The organism is Streptomyces flaveolus (assembly GCF_000716535.1).
GTDB lineage: Bacteria > Actinomycetota > Actinomycetes > Streptomycetales > Streptomycetaceae > Streptomyces > Streptomyces flaveolus_A.
Map to the genome: position 1 here is coordinate 71,843 of NZ_JNWV01000035.1, position 18,362 is coordinate 90,204.

The window sequence follows — 18,362 nt, forward strand, 5'->3', positions numbered from 1 at the left end:
ACCCGGAGCCCCGGGGCGCGGCGTCAGCGGGAGGCGCCGACCGGCTCCTCCGGCTCGGACTGGCCGACGAAGGTCCGCCACAGCTCGGCGTACCGGCCGCCGCGGGCCAGCAGCTCCTCGTGGGTGCCGTCCTCCGCGACCCGGCCGTGGTCCATCACCACCACCCGGTCCGCCCGCGCGGCGGTGGTCAGCCGGTGGGCGACCACCAGGGTCGTACGGCGACCCGCCAGGCGGTCGGTGGCCTGGTTGACCTGCGCCTCGGTGGCGAGGTCCAGGGCGGCCGTGGCCTCGTCCAGGAGCAGGATGTCCGGGTCGACCAGTTCCGCACGGGCCAGGGCGATGAGCTGGCGCTGGCCCGCCGAGAGGTTGCGGCCGCGCTCGGCGACCTCGTGCAGATAGCCGCCCTCCAGCGTGGCGATCATCTCGTGCGCGCCGACCGCGCGGGCCGCCGCCTCCACCTCGGCGTCGGTGGCGTCGGGGCGGCCGTAGGCGATGGCGTCGCGGACGGTGCCCGGGAAGAGGTAGGCCTCCTGCGGGACGACCCCGAGCCGGTGGCGGTAGGACGTGAGGTCCAGGGCGCGCAGATCCGTGCCGTCGACCGTGACCCGGCCCCGCGTCGGGTCGTAGAACCGGGCCACCAGCTTGACCAGCGTCGACTTGCCGGCGCCCGTCTCACCGACGAACGCGACCGTCTGCCCGGCCGGGATCGTCAGGTCGATGCCGGACAGCGCCTCCTCCTCGCCGCCGTACGCGAAGTGCACGCCTTCGAAGGCGATGTCACCGCGCAGGGACAGCACGTCGAGGGGTTCGTCGGCGCTCCGCGTGGACGTCGGCTCGCGCAGCATCTCCTGGATGCGGCCCAGGGAGACCGTGGCCTGCTGGTAGCCGTCGAAGACCTGGGAGAGCTGCTGGACGGGCGCGAAGAACAGGTCGATGTAGAGCAGGTACGCCACCAGGGCGCCGGTGGTCAGCGTGGCCGCCTCGACCCGGCCCGCGCCCGCGATCAGCACGGCGGCCGCGGCGACCGAGGACAGCAGCTGCACGAACGGGAAGTAGACGGATATCAGCCACTGGCCGTGGATGCGGGCGCCGCGGTAGGCGTCGCTGCGCTCGGCGAACCGCCGCCCGCCGTCCCGCTCCCGCCGGAAGGCCTGCACGATCCGCAGCCCGGCGACGGTCTCCTGGAGGTCGGCGTTCACCGTCGACACCCGCTCGCGGGCGAGTTCGTACGCCTTCACGCTCGCCCGGCGGAAGAAGAAGGTGGCCACGACCAGCGGGGGCAGGGTGGCGAAGACGACGAGCGCGAGCTGGAGGTCGAGCACCAGCAGCGCGACCATGATCCCGAAGAAGGTGACGACCGAGACGAACGCGGTGACCAGGCCGGTCTGCAGGAAGGTGGAGAGCGCGTCGACGTCCGTGGTCATCCGGGTCATGATCCGGCCGGTCAGCTCGCGCTCGTAGTAGTCCAGGCCGAGCCGCTGGAGCTGGGCGAAGATCTTCAGCCGCAGCGTGTACAGCACGCGTTCGCCGGTACGCCCGGTCATCCGGGTCTCGCCGATCTGCGCGGCCCACTGGACGAGCACGGTCAGCAGGCCGAGCAGGGCCGCCGCCCAGACCGCGCCGACCGCCATCTTCGTGACGCCCGAGTCGATGCCGTGCCGGATCAGCACCGGCAGCAGCAGGCCGGCGCCCGCGTCGACGGCGACCAGCAGCAGGCTGACGAGCAGGGGCAGCCGGAAGCCGCGCAGGAGGCGGCGCAGGCCGTAGGAGTCCTCGGGCAGGACGGCGCGGGCCTCGTCGATGTCGGGGGTGTCGGTGGCCGGGGGCAGCGCCTCGACCTGGGCGAGCAGTTCCGGGGTGGCCGGGGTGCCGGTCAGGGCCGTGTCCTTGGGCTCGCGGTCGCCGGTCCACAGCCGCGGGGTGACACCCCGCTCGGCGTCGAACTCGGCCTCCAGCTCGTCGCGGACGGAGGTGTCCTCCCGCGGCTCGGCCGGCACGGCGCGGCCCGGGGAGGTCCTGCCCAGCTCGTCCGGGTCGGTGAGCAGACGGCGGTAGAGGGCCGAGCGTTCCTGGAGCTCCTCGTGGGTGCCGAGGCCGGCGAGCCGGCCGCCGTCGAGCACGGCGATGCGGTCGGCGAGGTTGAGGGTGGAGCGGCGGTGGGCGATGAGCAGGGTCGTACGGCCCTCCATCACGTGCTTGAGCGCCTCGTGGATCTCGTGCTCGACGCGGGCGTCCACGGCCGAGGTGGCGTCGTCCAGGACCAGCAGGCGCGGGTCGGTGAGCAGGGCGCGGGCGAGGGCGACGCGCTGGCGCTGGCCGCCGGAGAGCGTGAGGCCCTGTTCGCCGACCTTGGTGTCGTAGCCGTGGGGCAGCTCCCTGATGAAGCGGTCCGCCTGGGCGGCGCGGGCGGCGGCCTCGATCTCTTCGTCGGTGGCGTCCGGGCGGCCGTAGGCGATGTTGTTGCGGACGGTGTCGGAGAAGAGGAACGAATCTTCCGGGACCAGTCCGATCGCGGCCCGCAGCGAGTCCAGGGTCAGCTCGCGGACGTCGTGGCCGCCGACCAGGACGGCGCCGTGGGTGACGTCGTAGAAGCGCGGCAGGAGCAGGGAGAGGGTGGACTTGCCGGAGCCGGAGGAGCCGACGACGGCGAGGGTCTCGCCGGGCCGGATCTCGAAGCTCAGCCCTTCCAGCACGGGACGCTCGTGGTCGTAGCCGAAGGACACGTCGTCGAACTCGACGGTCGCGGGCGCGTCGGCGGGGAGGGTCTTGGTGCCGTCCTCGAGGGTCGGCTCGGTGTCGATCAGCTCCAGGACGCGCTCGGTGCCGGCGCGGGCCTGCTGGCCGACGGTGAGGACCACCGCGAGCATGCGGACCGGGCCGACGAGCTGGGCCAGGTAGGTGGAGAAGGCCACGAAGGTGCCGAGCGTGATGTGCCCGCGTACGGCGAGCCAGCCGCCGAGGGCCAGCATGGCGACCTGGCCGAGCGCGGGCACGGCCTGGAGGGCCGGGGTGTACGTGCTGTTCAGGCGGATCGTGCGCAGGCGCCCCGCGAACAGCCGACGGCCGACCTCGCGCAGCTTGCCGGTCTCCTGGTCCTCCTGCCCGAACCCCTTCACCACGCGGACGCCGCTCACCGCGCCGTCCACCACGCCGGCCACGGCGGCGGCCTGGGCCTGGGCGTACCAGGTGGCCGGGTGGAGCCTGCTGCGGCTGCGCTTGGCGATCCAGCCGAGGGCGGGCGCGACGGCCAGGGCGACCAGGGTCAGCGGCAGCGACAGCCACGCCATGATCCCCAGGGAGATCACGAAGAGCAGGATGTTCCCGATGGTCATCGGGAGCATGAAGAGCAGACCCTGGATGAGCTGGAGGTCGCTGGTGGCGCGGCCGACGACCTGCCCGGTGGACAGCTCGTCCTGGCGGCGGCCGTCCAGCCGGGTGATCGCGCCGTACATCTCCGTCCGCAGGTCGTGCTGGACGTCGAGGGCGAGCCGGCCACCGTAGAAGCGACGGACGAAGGTGGAGGCGTAGACGAGGACGGCGGCGCCTATGAGGGCGCCGGCCCAGGGGGCCATGGCCCGGGTGTGGGCGCCGATCACGTCATCGATGATCACCTTGGTGAGCAGCGGGACGACGGCCAGGACGGCCATACCGGCGAGGGAGGAACCGAGGGCGAGGACGACGTCCTTCGGATACCGCCAGGCGTACGCCGCCAGACGTCGTGCCCATCCCCGTTGCGCTGCCACGCCGGTGCCTCCTGCTTTTGGCCGTCCTCTACCCCAGACGTCAACGCGTTCGGGGGGCGATTTCATCCCGCCGCGACGAGGGCCGGGAACTGTGCGTCGGCGGGTGCGGCGCCGTCGTGGTTCCTCGCGCAGTTCCCCGCGCCCCGGGGGGGCTGCCCCCCTTCCGGAGTCAGATTCGTACCCGCAGGTAGTACAACCGGGTCGTCTGGGCCGCGTTCTGGTTGTCGTCGCTCACCAGGAGGACCTCCAGGCGGCCGGTGTGGTCGCGGCCTGTGATCGTCATGCCCTCGATGTTGTCCAGGAGGGGATTCGGCTGGGGCTGTTTCGCCGTGGCGCCGAGGGAGGGGCAGGCGGCGATGTCGGTCAAAAGCGTCTTCCTGATCAGGCGGACGCCCGGCTGGCCGGTGAGGTTCTCGGTGCCGCTCGTGTCCGTGGCGTGGCGGAGGTCGGCCAGGTAGAGGCGGACCGTGTTGCCGACGCCGGCGGTGAAGCCGCGCTCCAGGACGAGGAGGCGGCCGTCGGGGGTCGCCTGGACCTCGGGGACGCCGAGACCGGCGTCGGTGCGGTAGGCGTACTGGGCGCCGGGCGTGAAGCGGCCGTGGTGGCGGGTCCACGTCTGGAAGCGGACGATGCCGGCGGAGTCGCCGGAGAGTGCGTATTCCATGGAGGCCAGCAGGGTGTGGCCGCCGGGCAGCAGGGTCAGGCCCTCGAAGGTCTGGTTGACGGTGGCGCGGCCGGCCGGGGCGACCTGGAGGGCGCCCGGGACCGGGAGGCGGTCGAGGATCTTGCCGTCGCGGGAGTAGCGGCGGACGGACGGCTCGGTCTCGGAGGAGACCAGCCGGGTGCCGTCCCGCTCGATGACGAGGCCCTCGGAGTCGAGGTCGGCGCCCTTCTCGTCGGCGAGGCGGACGGCCGCCCACGGCTGGAGCGTGCGGGCGTCCAGGCGGAACAGCGACGAGCGGTCGGCCAGGGCCGCGAGCGAGCCGTCCCGGTCCACGGCGAGGGCGGAGAAGTTGCCGACGAAGGTGCCGTCGTACGTGGTCTTGTCGAGCGCGTCGGAGAAGCGGTCGATCGACACGGTGGCCGAACAGGCGTGACGCTCTGCGGTGCCGGCGGTGGACCCGGCGGCGGGCCCGGCGGCGGTCAGACAGGTGGCCGCCGCCAGGCCGGCGGTGAGGGTGGCGAGTACGGTTCTCAGGCGCATGACCGTCACCGTAGGACCCGTCGGTGACATGCGCGAGACCGCCTCGTGAAGCGTCAGCCCCGCGGCGGTACGGCGACGAACGCCTCGCGCGGCTGGCTGGTCGGGGTGTAGCGGGTGACGCCGGTGGTGGTCGGCACCAGGTCCTTGTGGATCGCCTTGGCGACGTTCTGGATGGTGGTGACGCCGTAGCTCATGGTGCTGTTGTCCTGCGTCAGCACGGTGATCATGTAGTCGCGGCCGGCGCCGTTGAAGGTGCCCAGGCTGTGCACCCGCCAGCCGTGCGTGGAGCGCTGCAGCCAGCCGTTCTTGACGTGCACGGAGACGGAGGACGGCGCGCCGGCCGGGGTGCCCCAGCGCTGCGAGGAGACGACCTGGCCCATCAGCTTCAGGATGTAGGCCCGGGAGTTGTCGCTCAGCACGCTGTTCTTGGCGGTGACGAGCTTGAGGAGCTTCTGCTCGTCGGTGACGTTCTCCTGGGTCAGGCCCCAGTAGCCGTTCGCGCCCGGCACGGTCTTGGTCATGCCGGCGGCGGCCAGGAAACCCTTGATCTTCGTCATGCCGAGCTGCTTCCACAGCTTGCTGGTCGCGTTGTTGTCGGACTGGGTGATCATGGCCTTGGCGAGCGACTGCTCGGTGCTCGTCAGGTACCGGTTGTGCTTCTTCGCGTCCCACAGCAGCGTGGCGAGCACGGTGACCTTGACGGTGCTGGCCGAGTCGTAGGCGCTGGTGGCCCGCAGGGTGCAGGTGGTGTTGGTGCTGCGGTCGTACAGACCGACGGCGACCGTGCCCTTGCGGTTCGTGAGGGCGGCCGTGATGTCCTTCTTCAGCTTCGCGGCCAGGCCCGCCTTGGCGGACGTACAGGTCACGGTCGGCGTGGCCGCGGCGGCCGGGGCGGCGGCGACGACCGTCGGTACGAGCAGCGCGGCACTGACGGCGGCCGCGAGCGCGCCGGCCCGGCCGGATATCCGGTAAGTCATGGAAAGTTCCCCCTTGGACGTCGTACGGGCGTCCCCCTGAACGCCGTTGAGCGCACCCGTGCGCTGCATGACTGGACTCGCGGGGGTGGTCGATAGTTGTACGCGCGTTCGGGGAAGGGGGGTTCCTCACAGGTGCCGCCCGGACGTGCGGCGGTCCCGGCGAAGTAGCGTCACGACGCATGGTGTCTCTGTTCGCGTTCTTCGGCCCGCCCGCGATCACACTTCTCCTCTTCGCCGTTGGGACGGTCCCGTACGCGCTGTGGGTGTCCAGGAGGAAGCCCTCGCGGCCGGCCCGGTGGGCCGTGATCGGGGTCGCGGCGGCGATCGCCGGCTATGGGGCGGCGAGCGTCTACGGGCTCGCCTTCACGAACCCGCTCGACCTGTGCGGGGACAGGGGCGGCGACGGTGTGTACCGGGATGCCGGACGGGACTACGGCCTGACTTCGGCGAGCGTGGGCGGCTTCCCCCCGTCCGTCACCTGTCATTGGACCAGCGGCCACAACACCGAGGAGGTGTGGTTCTGGGCCCCGCCTTTGCTGTACGCGGGGCTGGCCTGCTCCGCCGTCTGCTCCGTTCTGCTTCTCCTCAACCGCCACGCGCACGGAAACACCCCTCGCGACAACGGGCGTGACGCGTAGACGGGATGCGGCGTCTACGGTCCTACTAGTCCCACTTCTTCCCTCACACCGGCGAAGGCGGTCTCGCCGGTGGGCGTGTCCCGTGGGCCGGCGCCCACCATGGCGGTGCCCGGCGCGCTGCCGGGCATCCCGACTCCCCTTCCTGGAGAGCCACATGAAGCAGCAGCTCCGCAGTTGGACGCTCGCCGCCGCCCTCGCCCTGACCGCCGTGCTCGTGCCCGCCGAAGCCGCGACGGCCCGTGCCGCCCAGCCCTCCTGCCCCGACGGCTCCGTCTGTTTCTGGAGCGGCGAGGGCTTCGGCGGTGACTACTGGGAGTGGACCGCCCGCAGCGGCTACCGCGACCTGCCGCCGAGCCTCCACGACCACGTGGGCTCCTTCGTCGCCTCGACCCGCGCCTGCTTCATCAACTGGGGCCCGGTGGAGAAGCGGGACGTCTTCAACGGGGACTGGCGCTCCCGCTACCGCGGCGACTTCGGCGGCCGGATGGACGCGGTGGGGCCGGGCGGCTGCTGACGGGAGGCGGCAGGGCCGGGCTGTTCGCCTGAATCGGAAAACCGTACAGCGCTTGGCCTACAGTGGCGGGTGACGTGCACTGTACGGACGTCGTGCCGCAGGGATACGGGCGCGAACTCGTCAGCGCCGTCAGCGCGGCGAGGTCCGGCCCCGGCGGCAACCGGAGCCGGACCGCAGCGCATGCGCCGGGTGGGTCCGGCCGATCAGAGGCCGGTCGGACTCGCCTTGCCATCGGCGAAGTCGTCCCGTTCGGCCCGAACCCCTCACGTCGTCGCCCTACTTGGCGAACGTCTGCACACACACCGCGACAAGGGGAGCCAGTGGCGTCAGGATCGCGACCGTGACCCGCACCCACCGGGGAAGCGGTTCCGGCTCGCGTTCCGCGGTGCCACTCCTTCTCCTTGCCATGCCAGCGCTCCTCTCGCCGTAGCGTCCCGCGCTGCGGGATCCGGCCCTGGCGGACCGGAGCACTGGACGGCGATCGAAGCACCAGCGGCACAGAGCATACTGGCTCCCTCTGGCCGGCCGGTCACCTTCCGACCATCAAGTCACGTGCCTGTGCGCGCAGTTGTCCGGCTAGCCGGCCGCCTGGCCCAGGTGCGTCGGTGCGAACATCCGCAGCACGGCCGGGAGCACCACCACCGACGGGCCCGAGGTCGCCAGGGCCTTGGTCAGGTCGACCTCCAGGGTTTCCGGGGTCGTGCGCACCCCCGGTACGCCGAAGGACTCGGCGAGGGCCACGTAGTCGGGGCGGGTGAGTTCCGTCGCCGTCGCCTGACCGAAGGCGTCCGTCATGTACTCGCGGAGGATGCCGTAGCCGCCGTCGTCGACGATCAGCCAGGTGACGTTCAGGCCGTACTGCTTCGCCGTCGCCAGTTCGGCGATCGAGTAGAGCGCCCCGCCGTCGCCCGACACCGCCAGGACCGGGCGCGTCGGGTCGGCCGCCGCCGCACCCAGGGCCGCCGGGAAGCCGTACCCGAGGCCGCCCGCGCCCTGGGCGGAGTGCATGGTGTTGGGGGCCTGCGGGTCGAAGGCGGACCAGGCCCAGTAGGCCAGGATCGTCATGTCCCAGAAGGACGGGGAGTCGGCGGGCAGGGCGCGGCGGACCGACGCCAGCACGTCCTGTTCCAGGGTGAGTTCCTGGGCGGCTATCCGCTCGGACACGCGGGCCAGGAGGTCCCGCACCCGCTCGGGCGCGGAGTCGTCCGTGCGCTCCTCCACCGTCTCCAGCAGCGCCTGGAGGGCCGGCCGGGCGTCCGCGTGGATGCCGAGGGCCGGGTGGTTGGACTCCAGTTTGCCGAGGTCCGCCTCGATCTGGATCACGCGGCCCCGGGGCTTGAACGTGTGGTAGTTGGACGACAGTTCACCGAGGCCCGAGCCGACCACCAGCAGGACGTCCGCGTCCTCCAGGAAGTCCGTCGTGTGCCGGTCCTCCAGCCAGGACTGCAACGACAGGGGGTGGTGCCACGGGAACGCGCCCTTGCCGCCGAAGGTCGTCACCACGGGTGCCTTGAGCTTCTCGGCCAGCCGGCGCAGCTTGCCCGACGCGTCCGCGCGTACGACCCCGCCGCCCGCGATGATCGCGGGTCGGGCGGCGCGGGAGAGCAGGTCGGCCGCCACCGCCGTCAGCTCGGGGCGCGGGACCAGGTCGTCCGGGGTCGCGTCCATCGCCGTCACCACGGGCAGCGAGGTCTCGGCCAGCAGGACGTCCTGCGGGATCTCCACCCACACCGGGCCGTGCGGGGCCGTCAGGGCCGACTTCCAGGCCGCCGCGAGGGCGGAGGGGATCTGGGAGGGGGTGCGGACCGTGTGCACCGACTTCACCACGCCCCGGAACGAGGCCGCCTGGTCCGGCAGTTCGTGGAGGTAACCGTGCCGGCCGCCGCCCAGGCCCGCCGTCGGGATCTGGCTGCTGATCGCCAGCACCGGCGCGCTGGCCGCCGCCGCCTCCTGGAGCGCGGCCAGTGACGTCAGCGCGCCCGGACCCGTCGAGAGCAGCAGCGGGGCCGCCTCACCCGTGATCCGGCCGTACGCGTCCGCCGCGAAGCCCGCGTTGTTCTCCACCCGCAGGCCCACGTACCGCAGGGAGGAGCGGCGGAGCGCGTCGAACATGCCGAGGGCGTGCTGGCCGGGGAGGCCGAAGACGGTCGTCGCGCCCAGCCCGGCCAGCGTCTCCACGACCAGGTCTCCGCCGTTGCGCCCCGGGGGTGGGTTCAGGGCGGCGGTGATCTGCGCCGGCGTCGGGCGGAGTACCAGGTCGTGGTCGTGAGTCACTTCGCTTCCGCGTCCTTCCGGGCCGCCGCGATCTGGCGGCTCATGATGGTGGTCAGTTCGTACGCCGTGTGGGAGGCCGCGACCGAGGTGATCTCGGCGTGGTCGTAGGCCGGGGCCACCTCGACGACGTCCGCCGACACCAGGTTGCAGCCGGCCAGCCCGCGCAGGATCTCCAGCAGCTCGCGGGAGGTCATGCCGCCCGCCTCCGGCGTGCCGGTGCCGGGCGCGTGGGCCGGGTCGAGGCAGTCGATGTCGATGGAGATGTACAGCGGGCGGTCGCCGATGCGCTGACGCAGCTGGTCGGCCACCTCGTCGGCGCCCCGGCGGTAGATGTCGGCGGACGTGACGATGCCGAAGCCCATCTTCTCGTCGTCCGTGAGGTCCTGCTTGCCGTACAGCGGGCCACGGGTGCCGACGTGCGACAGGGCGGACGTGTCGAGGATGCCCTCCTCGACCGCGCGGCGGAACGGGGTGCCGTGCGTGTACTCGGCGCCGAAGTAGGTGTCCCAGGTGTCCAGGTGGGCGTCGAAGTGCAGCAGGGCGACCGGGCCGTGCTTCTTCGCCACCGAGCGCAGCAGCGGCAGCGCGATGGTGTGGTCGCCGCCCAGGGTCATCAGGCGGGCGCCCGTGCCGAGCAGCTCGTCCGCCGCCGCCTCGATGGTCTCCACGGCCTCGTTGATGTTGAACGGGTTCACGGCGATGTCGCCGCCGTCCGCGACCTGGGCGAGGGCGAACGGGGAGGCGTCCTGCGCCGGGTTGTACGGGCGCAGCAGCCGGGACGCCTCGCGGATGGCGTTGCCGCCGAAGCGGGCGCCCGGCCGGTACGAGACGCCGGAGTCGAACGGCACGCCCACGACGGCGACGTCGGCGGTGCCGACCTCGTCCAGGCGGGGCAGCCGGGCGAAGGTCGCGGGGCCGGCGTACCGCGGGATGCGGGAGGAGTCGACGGGGCCGCGGGGCGTCTCGTTGCTGCTCATGGTGAAATGCCTTCTTTCCAGCGCTTCATCGCGCTTGTACTGCTTTCCCTATGACTCTACTGGTGAGCCGGGACCGGTTCGGACGGGAGTTCGGGGGAGCGTCCGGCGAGGCGCTCGCGCCAGGTGGCGAGGACCGTCTCGTCGGTGGGCCTCGTGGCCAGGGAGACGGCGACGTAGGCCGCGAGGGAGGCCAGCAGGCCGTAGTAGACGGGCTCGTTGGCGAGGATGCCGTAGCCGGCCATCAGACCGATGACGGCGAGGCCGCCGACGATCACGGAGGCGAGCGCGCCCTGGACGGTGCCGCGCTTCCACAGCAGGCCGCCCAGGATGGGCACGAGCAGGCCGCCGACGAGGAGGTTGTACGCCACGGTGAGCGCCTCGACCACGTTGTTCAGCGCGATCGCCGTGCCGATCACCGCCAGGCCCATGACCAGGATGAACACGCGGTTGCCCTTGACCTCGTCGTGGTCCTCGCCGTCACGTCGTACGACCCCGCGCAGCCGGGACCAGATGTCGTTGTTGGCGACCGTGGCACAGGCGATCAGGGCGCCGGATGACGTCGACATCACGGCGGCGAGGGCGGCGGCCAGGACGAGTCCGCGCACGCCGACCGGGAGTTCGTCCTTGACGATGGTGGCGAAGGCGTCGTCGGGGCTGCCCAGCTTGGGGTAGAGCACCTTGGCGGCCGTACCGATCACCGCGCCGGCCAGGGCGTAGGCCAGGCAGTAGGTTCCGGCCACCGTGCCGCCCCACTTGGCGGTCCTGTCGCTGCGGGCGGTGAACACGCGCTGCCAGATGTCCTGGCCGATCAGCATGCCGAACGTGTAGATGAGGACGTAGGTGAAGATCGTCTCGCCGCCGATGCCCAGCGGGTCGAAGTACCCGGTCGGCAGCTTGGCCTTCATCTCGGAGAAGCCGCCCGCCTTGACGACCGCGATCGGCAGGAGCAGGAGCAGCACGCCGATGGTCTTGACGACGAACTGGACCATGTCCGTCAGGGTGATCGACCACATGCCGCCGAGGGTCGAGTACGCGACGACGATCGAGCCGCCGAGGATGATCGCGACCGTGCGGTTCATGTCGAAGAGCACGTCGAAGATCGTGGCGTAGGCGATGGTGGAGGTCACCGCGAGCATGAGGGTGTACGCCCACATGACCACGCCCGAGATCACGCCGGCCCGCCCGCCGTAGCGCAGGTCGAGCATCTCGGAGACCGTGTACACCTTCAGGCGGGCGATCCGTGCCGAGAAGAAGACCGACAGGGCGAGCAGGCCGAGGCCGATGGTGAAGACCATCCAGGCGCCGGAGAGGCCGTACTGGTAGCCGAGGCCCACGCCGCCGATGGTGGAGGCGCCGCCGAGGACGATCGCCGCCATGGTGCCGGAGTACATGGCGGGCCCGAGGCGGCGGCCGGCCACCAGGAACTCGCTCTTGGACTTGGCGCGGCGCATGCCCCACCAGCCCATGGCGAGCATGCCGGCGAGATAGACGACGATCACTGTGTAGTCGACGGCCATGGGGCCCTCCTTCGCGCACTGTCCGGTGGCGTGTCGTGCAGGTGCTTCGGGGATGTGCCGGCAGCGGCTCGCGGGGACATCCGCCCGTACCCGCGGCTGCCGTGCCCCTTGAGGCTAGGTGGCCGGAAAGCGACTGCGAAGTGTACGTTTCATCCATATGGACGGGGCGGGATGGAGGGAACGCACACCATGCCGGAGACGATCGCCCCAGCGGTCCCACCGACCCCACCGGTCGCACTCCAGGCCCTGCTGGCCCGCGACGACCTCGCGCTGCGGCAGATCGCCGGGCCGACGGACCCGGGGATCGTGATCCACTGGGCGCACACCTCGGAGATGGCCGACCCCTACCCCTATCTACTGGGCGGCGAGCTGCTGCTCACGGCCGGGGTGCACATCCCCGAGGCGGCCGGATCGGGCACCTACTTCGACGACTACGTCTCCCGGATCGTGGCGGCGGGCGGCGCGGCCCTCGGCTTCGGGGTGGCCCCGGTGCACGACACGGTCCCGCGCGCCCTGGTCGCCGCCTGCGACCGGTACGGGCTGCCGCTGCTGGAGGTCCCGCCGCAGACCACGTTCTCCGGGGTGGCCCGCGCGGTCTGGCAGCTGATGGCACAGGCCCGGCTGGCCGAACTGCGCCGGGTCACCGAGGCCCAGCAGAGTCTGGCGGCCGCCGCCTCCCGGCCGGATCCGGTCCCCTCGGTCCTGCGTCAGCTCGCCCAGCGCCTGGGCGGCCGGGCGGTGCTCTACGGGCCCGACGGCACGGAGGTCGCGGGGGCGGGCCGGGAGACACCGGAGGGCGCGCGGACGGCACTGGCGGAGCTGGCGGGGGTGGTCCGGCACCCCACCGCTTCCGGACCGACCGCTCCGCCCGGCCGGCCGCACTCCGCGACGGCCGCTCACCCGGCCCCTTCCCTACCGAGCGCTCCCCCCGGCCGGCCGCACGCAACCCCTTCCGCACCGACCGCACCGGCCCCCCGCCCGCACCCCACCTCCGCCACCGACACCCACGGCGCCACCCACCTCGCGGTCTACGCCCTCGGGGCCGGGGAAGGGTTCGTGCTCGGGGTGGCCGCTCCCCGGCGCGACCCGGGTGACCACACCATCGCCTCCGTCGCCGCCGTCCTGCTGGCCCTGCTGACCGGTGAGCACCAGAGCGGGGCCGGGGCGGCCCGCTCCTCCGCGCTCGTCCGGCTGCTGCTCGGCGCCCCGCCCGAGGAGGTGGCGCCACTGCTCGGCACCGGGCAGTGGCTCGTGGTGCACGCGCGGCCGGAGGCCCAGGCCCCGGACGCGGTCGCCGCCTCCGCGCTGGGCGCCGCCCTGGGCTCGCCGCTGGTCGACCTCGCCCGTGATGTCGTACGGGTGCTGGTGCCGGCGGACCGGGAACCGGAGCCGCAGCCCGGCTGGACGCTCGGGGTGAGCGCCGCGGCCGGACCCCGGGAGTGGCCGGCCGCCGACACCCAGGCCGCCCGCGCCCTCGCCCGGGCCCGCGCCACCCGCACCCCGCTGGTCCGGCACGCGGCCCGGCCGGCGCTGGCGGACCTGGTGCCGTCGGCGGACGCCGAGACCCACGCCCGTACGCTGCTCGCCCCCCTCGCGGGGCAGGCCGCGCTCGCCGACACCCTGCGCACCTGGCTGTCCCTGCACGGCAGTTGGGATCGCACGGCGGTGGCGCTGGACGTGCACCGCAACACCGTGCGGCAGCGGATCGCCCGCTGCGCCGCCCTGTTGGCCGCCGATCTGGACGATCCGGACGTGCGCATGGAGCTGTGGTTCGCGCTGCGCCGTGACTGACGGCGACCGTGGGTGAACCCCGTCCCAGCGGGCGATATGCCGAGGACGCGCGCGGTGCGCTGCCCCACAATGGGAGGCATGCCGATATCCGGGACACCCAGCCGCGCCCAGCTCGTCGACCACCTGGTGCGCACGCGTATCGCGGGGGACGTCGCCACGCCCCGCGAGAACAACCTCTCCCACTACCGTCAGCTCGCCAACGGTGTCCGCAACTTCTGGCTCGGCCTGGAGCTGGGTGACCGCTGGACGGACGAGCAGGACGTGCTCGCGGTCATGGCGGAGCGGGTGGGTGTCAACGACGACCCCGAGTACCGGTACGGGCAGGACACCATCGACCCCGAGCTGACCGTGGACGCCCTCGACCGCATGGCGGCGCGGCTGCGCAAGGCGGCCGAGGACCGGCAGCGCGTGCTGTTCGCGACCGGGCACCCGGGCGGTCTGCTGGACGTCCACCGGGCCACGGCCGCCGCGCTGCGCGCCGCCGGCTGCGAGATCGTGGTCATCCCGGACGGGCTGCGGACGGACGAGGGGTACGTGATGCAGTTCGCGGACGTGGCCGTGCTGGAGCACGGGGCGACGCTGTGGCACACCCACTCCGGCGAGCCGATGCGGGCCATTCTCACGGCACTCGAGCGGGAGGGGCGCCCGCTGCCGGACCTGGTGGTCGCCGACCACGGCTGGGCCGGGTACGCGGGACAGCACGGCGTCGACTCCGTCGGGTACGCCGACTGCAACGACCCGGCGCTGTTCCTCGCCGAGTCCGAGGGCACCGTGCAGGTCGTCGTCCCGCTGGACGACCATGTGGTGAGCCCGCGTCACTACGACCCGATGACGGCGTACCTCCTCGCCGCGGCGGGCCTTTCCTGACTCCCCGTCACGGTCTCTTCTGGCGCTCGGTGAAACCGATGTGCGGCCCCGCGCGCGCGGGGCCGCACATCGTCATTCGTTGGCCGGCTCAGTGGCCGCCGCCGCCACCTCCTCCGTGGCCGCCGCCGCCACCGCCGCCGTGACCGCCGCCACCGCCGCCGTGACCGCCACCGCCGTGGCCACCGCCACCGCCGCCGTGACCGCCACCGCCGTGGCCTCCGCCACCGCCGTGGTCGCCGCCGTAGCCGCCGTGGTCACCGCCGCCGCCGTGGTCGCCGCCGTAGCCGCCGTTGTCGCCACCGTAGCCGCCGTAGCCGCCGCCGTAGCCGCCGTCGTCGTCATCGTCGCCCCAGTTCCAGCTGTAGGAACTGTGGCTGTTGTAGTCCGAGGCTGAGGCGGTTCCGGCCGTGCCGATCGCGGCTCCGCCGGCCAGCAGCAGGCCACTGGCGGAAATCGCGACAAGACGCCTCGCGCGCTGTGATCGCATGGGAATACCTTCCATCTCCATCGTCTCTCACGACTCCCGAAGGGGAGGCGCGAGGTGGATGGCCGTCGCCGCTGCGAAAGGGGAAGAATGCGGCGCGGTCTTCAGGTGTCACCGCAGCCAGTTGAAACCGAAACGGCGCTGGGCACCTCGCATAGCGGGTCTGCCGGGCATGCCGTTCACTGCGGCCTTCACTCAGAGAGCCTAATCCCACATAGGTCACGCGTCATCTCGAGGAGAACCCCTGTCACGCCTGTCTCGGCACGCGGACGACACCCTCCTGGATGACCGAGATGGCGAGCCGCCCGTCCTGGGTGTAGATACGCGCCTGGCCGAGGCCCCGGCCGCCGTGCGCGGACGGCGACTCCTGGTCGTACAGCAGCCATTCGTCGGCCCGGAAGGGGCGGTGGAACCACATCGCGTGGTCCAGGGAGGCCCCGACCACGTCGCCGACGGCCCAGCCGCCGCGCCCGTGCGCGAGCAGCACGGAGTCGAGCAGGGTCATGTCGGAGACGTAGGTGGCGAGGACGACGTGCAGCAGGGGTTCGTCGACGGCGCCGCCGAGCTTGCCGTTGGTGCGGAACCACACCTGGGAGTGGGGTTCGCGCGGCTCGCCGTACCGACCGTACGGCGGCTCGTCCACGTACCTGAGGTCGATCGCCTCGCGCGCCTGAAGGAACCGTTCCACGACGTCGGGGGCGAGGTGGCCGTAGCCGCGCAGCCGCTCCTGGGAGGTCGGCAGGGTCGCCGGGTCGGGCGCGGCGGGCATGGGCGCCTGGTGCTCCAGGCCGTCCTCGTACGCCTGGAAGGACGCGGACAGGTGGAAGATCGGCTTGCCGTGCTGGACGGCCACCACCCGGCGGGTGGTGAAGGACCGGCCGTCACGGATGCGGTCCACGGTGTACACGATCGGCGCGCCCGGGTCGCCTGGGCGCAGGAAGTACGCGTGCAGGGAGTGGGCGGGCCGGTCCGCGGGGACCGTCCGCCCGGCGGCGACCAGCGCCTGCGCCGCCACCTGTCCGCCGAAGACGCGGGGGACGACGGCGGAGCGGGACCGGCCGCGGAAGATGTTCTCCTCGATCTGCTCCAGGTCGAGCAGATCGAGGAGATCCTGGAGTGCCTGGCTCATGGTGTGCGGTTGTACCAGCCAGTGATCGCTCGTCGGTGTCCGGGGCCTTACAGGCCCATGTCCTTGGCGATGATCGTCTTCATGATCTCGCTGGTGCCGCCGTAGATGCGGTTGACGCGGTTGTCCGCGTACAGGCGCGCGATCGGGTACTCGTTCATGTAGCCGTAGCCGCCGTGCAGCTGGAGGCAGCGGTCGATCACGCGGTGGGCGACCTCGGTGCAGAAGAGCTTGGCGGAGGCGGCCTCGGCAGGGGTCAGCTCGCCGGCGTCCAGGGCCTCCAGGGCGCGGTCGGCGACCGCCTCGGCGGCGTCCACCTCGGCCTGGCAGGCGGCCAGCTCGAACTTGGTGTTCTGGAAGTGGGCGACCGGCTTGCCGAAGACGGTGCGCTCCTGCACGTAACTCTTGGCGAACCGGACGGCGGCCTTGGCCTGGGCGTAGGCGCCGAAGGCGATGCCCCAGCGCTCGGAGGCCAGGTTGTGGCCGAGGTAGGAGAAGCCCTTGTTCTCCTCGCCGAGCAGGTCCTCGACCGGGACCTTGACGTCGACGAAGGCCAGCTCCGCGGTGTCGGAGGTGCGCAGGCCCAGCTTGTCCAGCTTGCGGCCGATGGAGTAGCCCTCGGACTTGGTGTCCACGGCGAACAGGGAGATGCCGTGGCGGCGGTCCTCGGCGGTGGGCGCGGCCGTGCGGGCGCAGACGATCACCTTGTCGGCGTGCACACCGCCGGTGATGAAGGTCTTGGCGCCGTTGAGGACGTAGTGCGTGCCGTCCTCGGAGAGCTTGGCGGTGGTCTTCATGCCCGCGAGGTCGGAGCCGGTGCCCGGCTCGGTCATCGCGATGGCCCACATCTCCTCGCCGGTGACGAACTTCGGCAGGTAGCGCTTCTTCTGCTCGTCGGTGGCGAGCATCTTGATGTAGGGCAGGGCGAGCAGTACGTGCACGCCGGAGCCGCCGAACTGCACGCCGGCGCGGGCGGTCTCCTCGTAGAGGACGGCCTCGAACTTGTGGGTGTCCAGGCCCGCGCCGCCGAACTCCTCGGGCACGCTGATGCCGAAGATGCCCAGCTCGCCGAGCTTGTAGTAGAAGTCGCGCGGCGCCTGGCCGGCGGCGAACCACTCGTCGTACACCGGCACGACCTCGGCCTCGATGAAGGCGCGAAGGGTCTCCCGGAACGCCTCGTGATCCTCGTTGAACACCGTACGGCGCACGCCGCCACCTCCACGTACCTGACATCGGCATGTCTAAGCGCTTGCTCACTCACCGTACCGGCGAGTACGGAACCCCGTCCAGGGGGGTCCCGCCGTAACGCTCGTCACGCTCCCCCGAGGAGCGGAAGCGGCAGCCGGAGAGCGGGCCACGCACGGGCCCGGTCACCCTGACGCGGACGTGGAAGCAGGCGCCGGCCTGGCCGTGCGGCGGCACCACGAGCAGCCGGGCGGGCCCGACACGGAGATCGTCGGCGACCCGATGCGGAGCGGCGTGCTCACCCGGTACTCGGCGCCCACCCGAGCGTGCTCGTGTCCGACGCGGAACGACCGGCCCCCAGCACCCTCGAACCCGTCACTCCCCCGGCCGGGCCGGCCGACGGCACTCCCCCTGCCGCCGACCCGTGTGAACGGCTCCGCCGGCTACTCCTCGCCCGCCGCCTCGAACGCCCCCCGCGCCATCCGGTGCAGCAGGGACGCCGTCGTGCCCCGGCCGGGGAGCGTGCCGGCGCGGCCGAGGTGGGGGGTGGAGTTGAGCAGGCCGAAGACCGAGTGGACGGCCGAGCGGGCGGCCGGTTCGGTCAGGCCCGGGTACACCGCGCGGACCACCTCCACCCACAGCTCCACGTACTGCCGCTGGAGCTGCCGCACCAGCTTGCGGTCGCTGTCCCGCAGGCGGTCCAGCTCGCGGTCGTGCAGGGTGATCAGGGGGCGGTCGTCCAGGGCGAAGTCGATGTGGCCCTCGATCAGGGAGTCGAGGATGCGGGTCGCGGGGACCCCGTCGGCCTCCGCCAGCCGGCGCTTGGCCCCGGTCAGCAGCTGTCCGCTGATGCCGACCAGCAGCTCGGCGAGCATCGCGTCCTTGCCCGGGAAGTGCCGGTAGAGGCCGGGGCCGCTGATGCCGACCGCGGCGCCTATCTCGTCGACACCGACGCCGTGGAACCCGCGCTCGGCGAACAGCCGGGCGGCCTCCTTGAGGATCTGCTCGCGGCGGGTGGGGGCGTCGGTTCTGGTGACCATGCAGACAATTCTAGACAGCGAGGTT

At 72.3% G+C, this 18,362-nt stretch carries 14 protein-coding genes; 4 read left to right on the forward strand and 10 right to left on the reverse strand.

Annotated features, from left to right (window positions below):
* Positions 1-23: 23 nt before the first annotated feature.
* The 3 genes from OO52_RS33365 to OO52_RS33375 all read right to left on the reverse strand — a co-directional run bounded on the left by OO52_RS33365 (position 24) and on the right by OO52_RS33375 (position 5,924).
* Positions 24-3,743 carry an ABC transporter ATP-binding protein gene (locus OO52_RS33365; protein ID WP_030650764.1) on the reverse strand — a complete coding sequence of 1,240 codons (3,720 nt, stop codon included), beginning with the start codon at positions 3,741-3,743 and terminating at the stop codon, positions 24-26.
* A gap of 169 nt (positions 3,744-3,912) precedes the next feature.
* A complete protein-coding gene (locus OO52_RS33370; protein ID WP_030650766.1) occupies positions 3,913-4,947 on the reverse strand; it encodes an esterase-like activity of phytase family protein in 1,035 nt (344 codons plus the stop codon).
* 53 nt (positions 4,948-5,000) lie between these two features.
* Positions 5,001-5,924 (reverse strand): serine hydrolase, encoded by a 924-nt coding sequence (locus OO52_RS33375; protein WP_030650768.1) that lies wholly within the window; start codon positions 5,922-5,924, stop codon positions 5,001-5,003.
* Positions 5,925-6,103: 179 nt separating this feature from the next.
* Here OO52_RS33375 and OO52_RS33380 point away from each other — a divergent pair, with 179 nt between their 5' ends.
* Positions 6,104-6,562: a hypothetical protein gene (locus OO52_RS33380; RefSeq protein ID WP_030650770.1), complete on the forward strand. Its 459-nt coding sequence runs from the start codon at positions 6,104-6,106 to the stop codon at positions 6,560-6,562.
* A 154-nt stretch (positions 6,563-6,716) separates the two neighbouring features.
* Entirely contained in the window at positions 6,717-7,076 is a 360-nt protein-coding gene (locus OO52_RS33385) for a peptidase inhibitor family I36 protein (protein WP_030650772.1), read from the forward strand.
* Between the two features lie 576 nt (positions 7,077-7,652).
* On the opposite strand, the gene OO52_RS33390 is transcribed toward OO52_RS33385, so the two are convergent.
* Genes OO52_RS33390 through OO52_RS33400 form a run of 3 tightly spaced genes read right to left on the reverse strand, consistent with a single transcriptional unit; the run spans position 7,653 to position 11,844 of the window.
* Positions 7,653-9,350, reverse strand: a complete 1,698-nt coding sequence (locus OO52_RS33390; RefSeq protein WP_030650774.1) for a thiamine pyrophosphate-binding protein — start codon at positions 9,348-9,350, stop codon at positions 7,653-7,655.
* Positions 9,347-10,327 (reverse strand): agmatinase, encoded by a 981-nt coding sequence (gene speB, locus OO52_RS33395; protein WP_030650776.1) that lies wholly within the window; start codon positions 10,325-10,327, stop codon positions 9,347-9,349. Before speB ends, OO52_RS33390 begins: the two co-directional genes overlap by 4 nt.
* Positions 10,328-10,383: 56 nt before the next feature.
* On the reverse strand, positions 10,384-11,844 hold the full coding sequence (locus tag OO52_RS33400) for a sodium:solute symporter (protein ID WP_030650779.1): 1,461 nt from the start codon (positions 11,842-11,844) through the stop codon (positions 10,384-10,386).
* A gap of 189 nt (positions 11,845-12,033) precedes the next feature.
* On the opposite strand from OO52_RS33400, the gene OO52_RS33405 reads away from it, so the two are divergent.
* Together OO52_RS33405 and OO52_RS33410 are read left to right on the forward strand one after the other, a co-directional pair.
* A complete protein-coding gene (locus OO52_RS33405) occupies positions 12,034-13,635 on the forward strand; it encodes a PucR family transcriptional regulator (RefSeq protein ID WP_199819961.1) in 1,602 nt (533 codons plus the stop codon).
* Between the two features lie 78 nt (positions 13,636-13,713).
* On the forward strand, positions 13,714-14,502 hold the full coding sequence (locus tag OO52_RS33410; RefSeq protein ID WP_030650785.1) for a phosphatase: 789 nt from the start codon (positions 13,714-13,716) through the stop codon (positions 14,500-14,502).
* 88 nt (positions 14,503-14,590) lie between these two features.
* Here OO52_RS33410 and OO52_RS52225 read toward each other — a convergent pair whose 3' ends face one another.
* The 4 genes from OO52_RS52225 to OO52_RS33430 form a co-directional block, all read right to left on the reverse strand.
* Positions 14,591-14,989 carry a hypothetical protein gene (locus tag OO52_RS52225; protein WP_199819964.1) on the reverse strand — a complete coding sequence of 133 codons (399 nt, stop codon included), beginning with the start codon at positions 14,987-14,989 and terminating at the stop codon, positions 14,591-14,593.
* A gap of 244 nt (positions 14,990-15,233) precedes the next feature.
* Complete coding sequence (locus OO52_RS33420; protein ID WP_030650792.1) at positions 15,234-16,115, reverse strand: acyl-CoA thioesterase; 882 nt, start codon at positions 16,113-16,115, stop codon at positions 15,234-15,236.
* 47 nt (positions 16,116-16,162) lie between these two features.
* On the reverse strand, positions 16,163-17,320 hold the full coding sequence (locus tag OO52_RS33425) for an acyl-CoA dehydrogenase family protein (RefSeq protein WP_014672877.1): 1,158 nt from the start codon (positions 17,318-17,320) through the stop codon (positions 16,163-16,165).
* 420 nt (positions 17,321-17,740) lie between these two features.
* Positions 17,741-18,337, reverse strand: coding sequence for an SACE_7040 family transcriptional regulator (locus OO52_RS33430; protein ID WP_030650796.1), 597 nt, complete (start codon positions 18,335-18,337; stop codon positions 17,741-17,743).
* Between the last annotated feature and the right edge of the window lie 25 nt (positions 18,338-18,362).

Bases quoted from the DNA above. Each gene is read 5' to 3' on its own strand.
- OO52_RS33380 (WP_030650770.1), top strand. From the start codon at position 6,104: ATGGTGTCTCTGTTCGCGTTCTTCGGCCCGCCCGCGATCACACTTCTC.
- OO52_RS33375 (WP_030650768.1), bottom strand. From the start codon at position 5,924: ATGACTTACCGGATATCCGGCCGGGCCGGCGCGCTCGCGGCCGCCGTC.
- OO52_RS33400 (WP_030650779.1), bottom strand. From the start codon at position 11,844: ATGGCCGTCGACTACACAGTGATCGTCGTCTATCTCGCCGGCATGCTC.
- speB (WP_030650776.1), bottom strand. From the start codon at position 10,327: ATGAGCAGCAACGAGACGCCCCGCGGCCCCGTCGACTCCTCCCGCATC.
- OO52_RS33430 (WP_030650796.1), bottom strand. From the start codon at position 18,337: ATGGTCACCAGAACCGACGCCCCCACCCGCCGCGAGCAGATCCTCAAG.
- OO52_RS33405 (WP_199819961.1), top strand. From the start codon at position 12,034: ATGCCGGAGACGATCGCCCCAGCGGTCCCACCGACCCCACCGGTCGCA.
- OO52_RS33385 (WP_030650772.1), top strand. From the start codon at position 6,717: ATGAAGCAGCAGCTCCGCAGTTGGACGCTCGCCGCCGCCCTCGCCCTG.
- OO52_RS33420 (WP_030650792.1), bottom strand. From the start codon at position 16,115: ATGAGCCAGGCACTCCAGGATCTCCTCGATCTGCTCGACCTGGAGCAG.
- OO52_RS33410 (WP_030650785.1), top strand. From the start codon at position 13,714: ATGCCGATATCCGGGACACCCAGCCGCGCCCAGCTCGTCGACCACCTG.
- OO52_RS33370 (WP_030650766.1), bottom strand. From the start codon at position 4,947: ATGCGCCTGAGAACCGTACTCGCCACCCTCACCGCCGGCCTGGCGGCG.
- OO52_RS52225 (WP_199819964.1), bottom strand. From the start codon at position 14,989: ATGCGATCACAGCGCGCGAGGCGTCTTGTCGCGATTTCCGCCAGTGGC.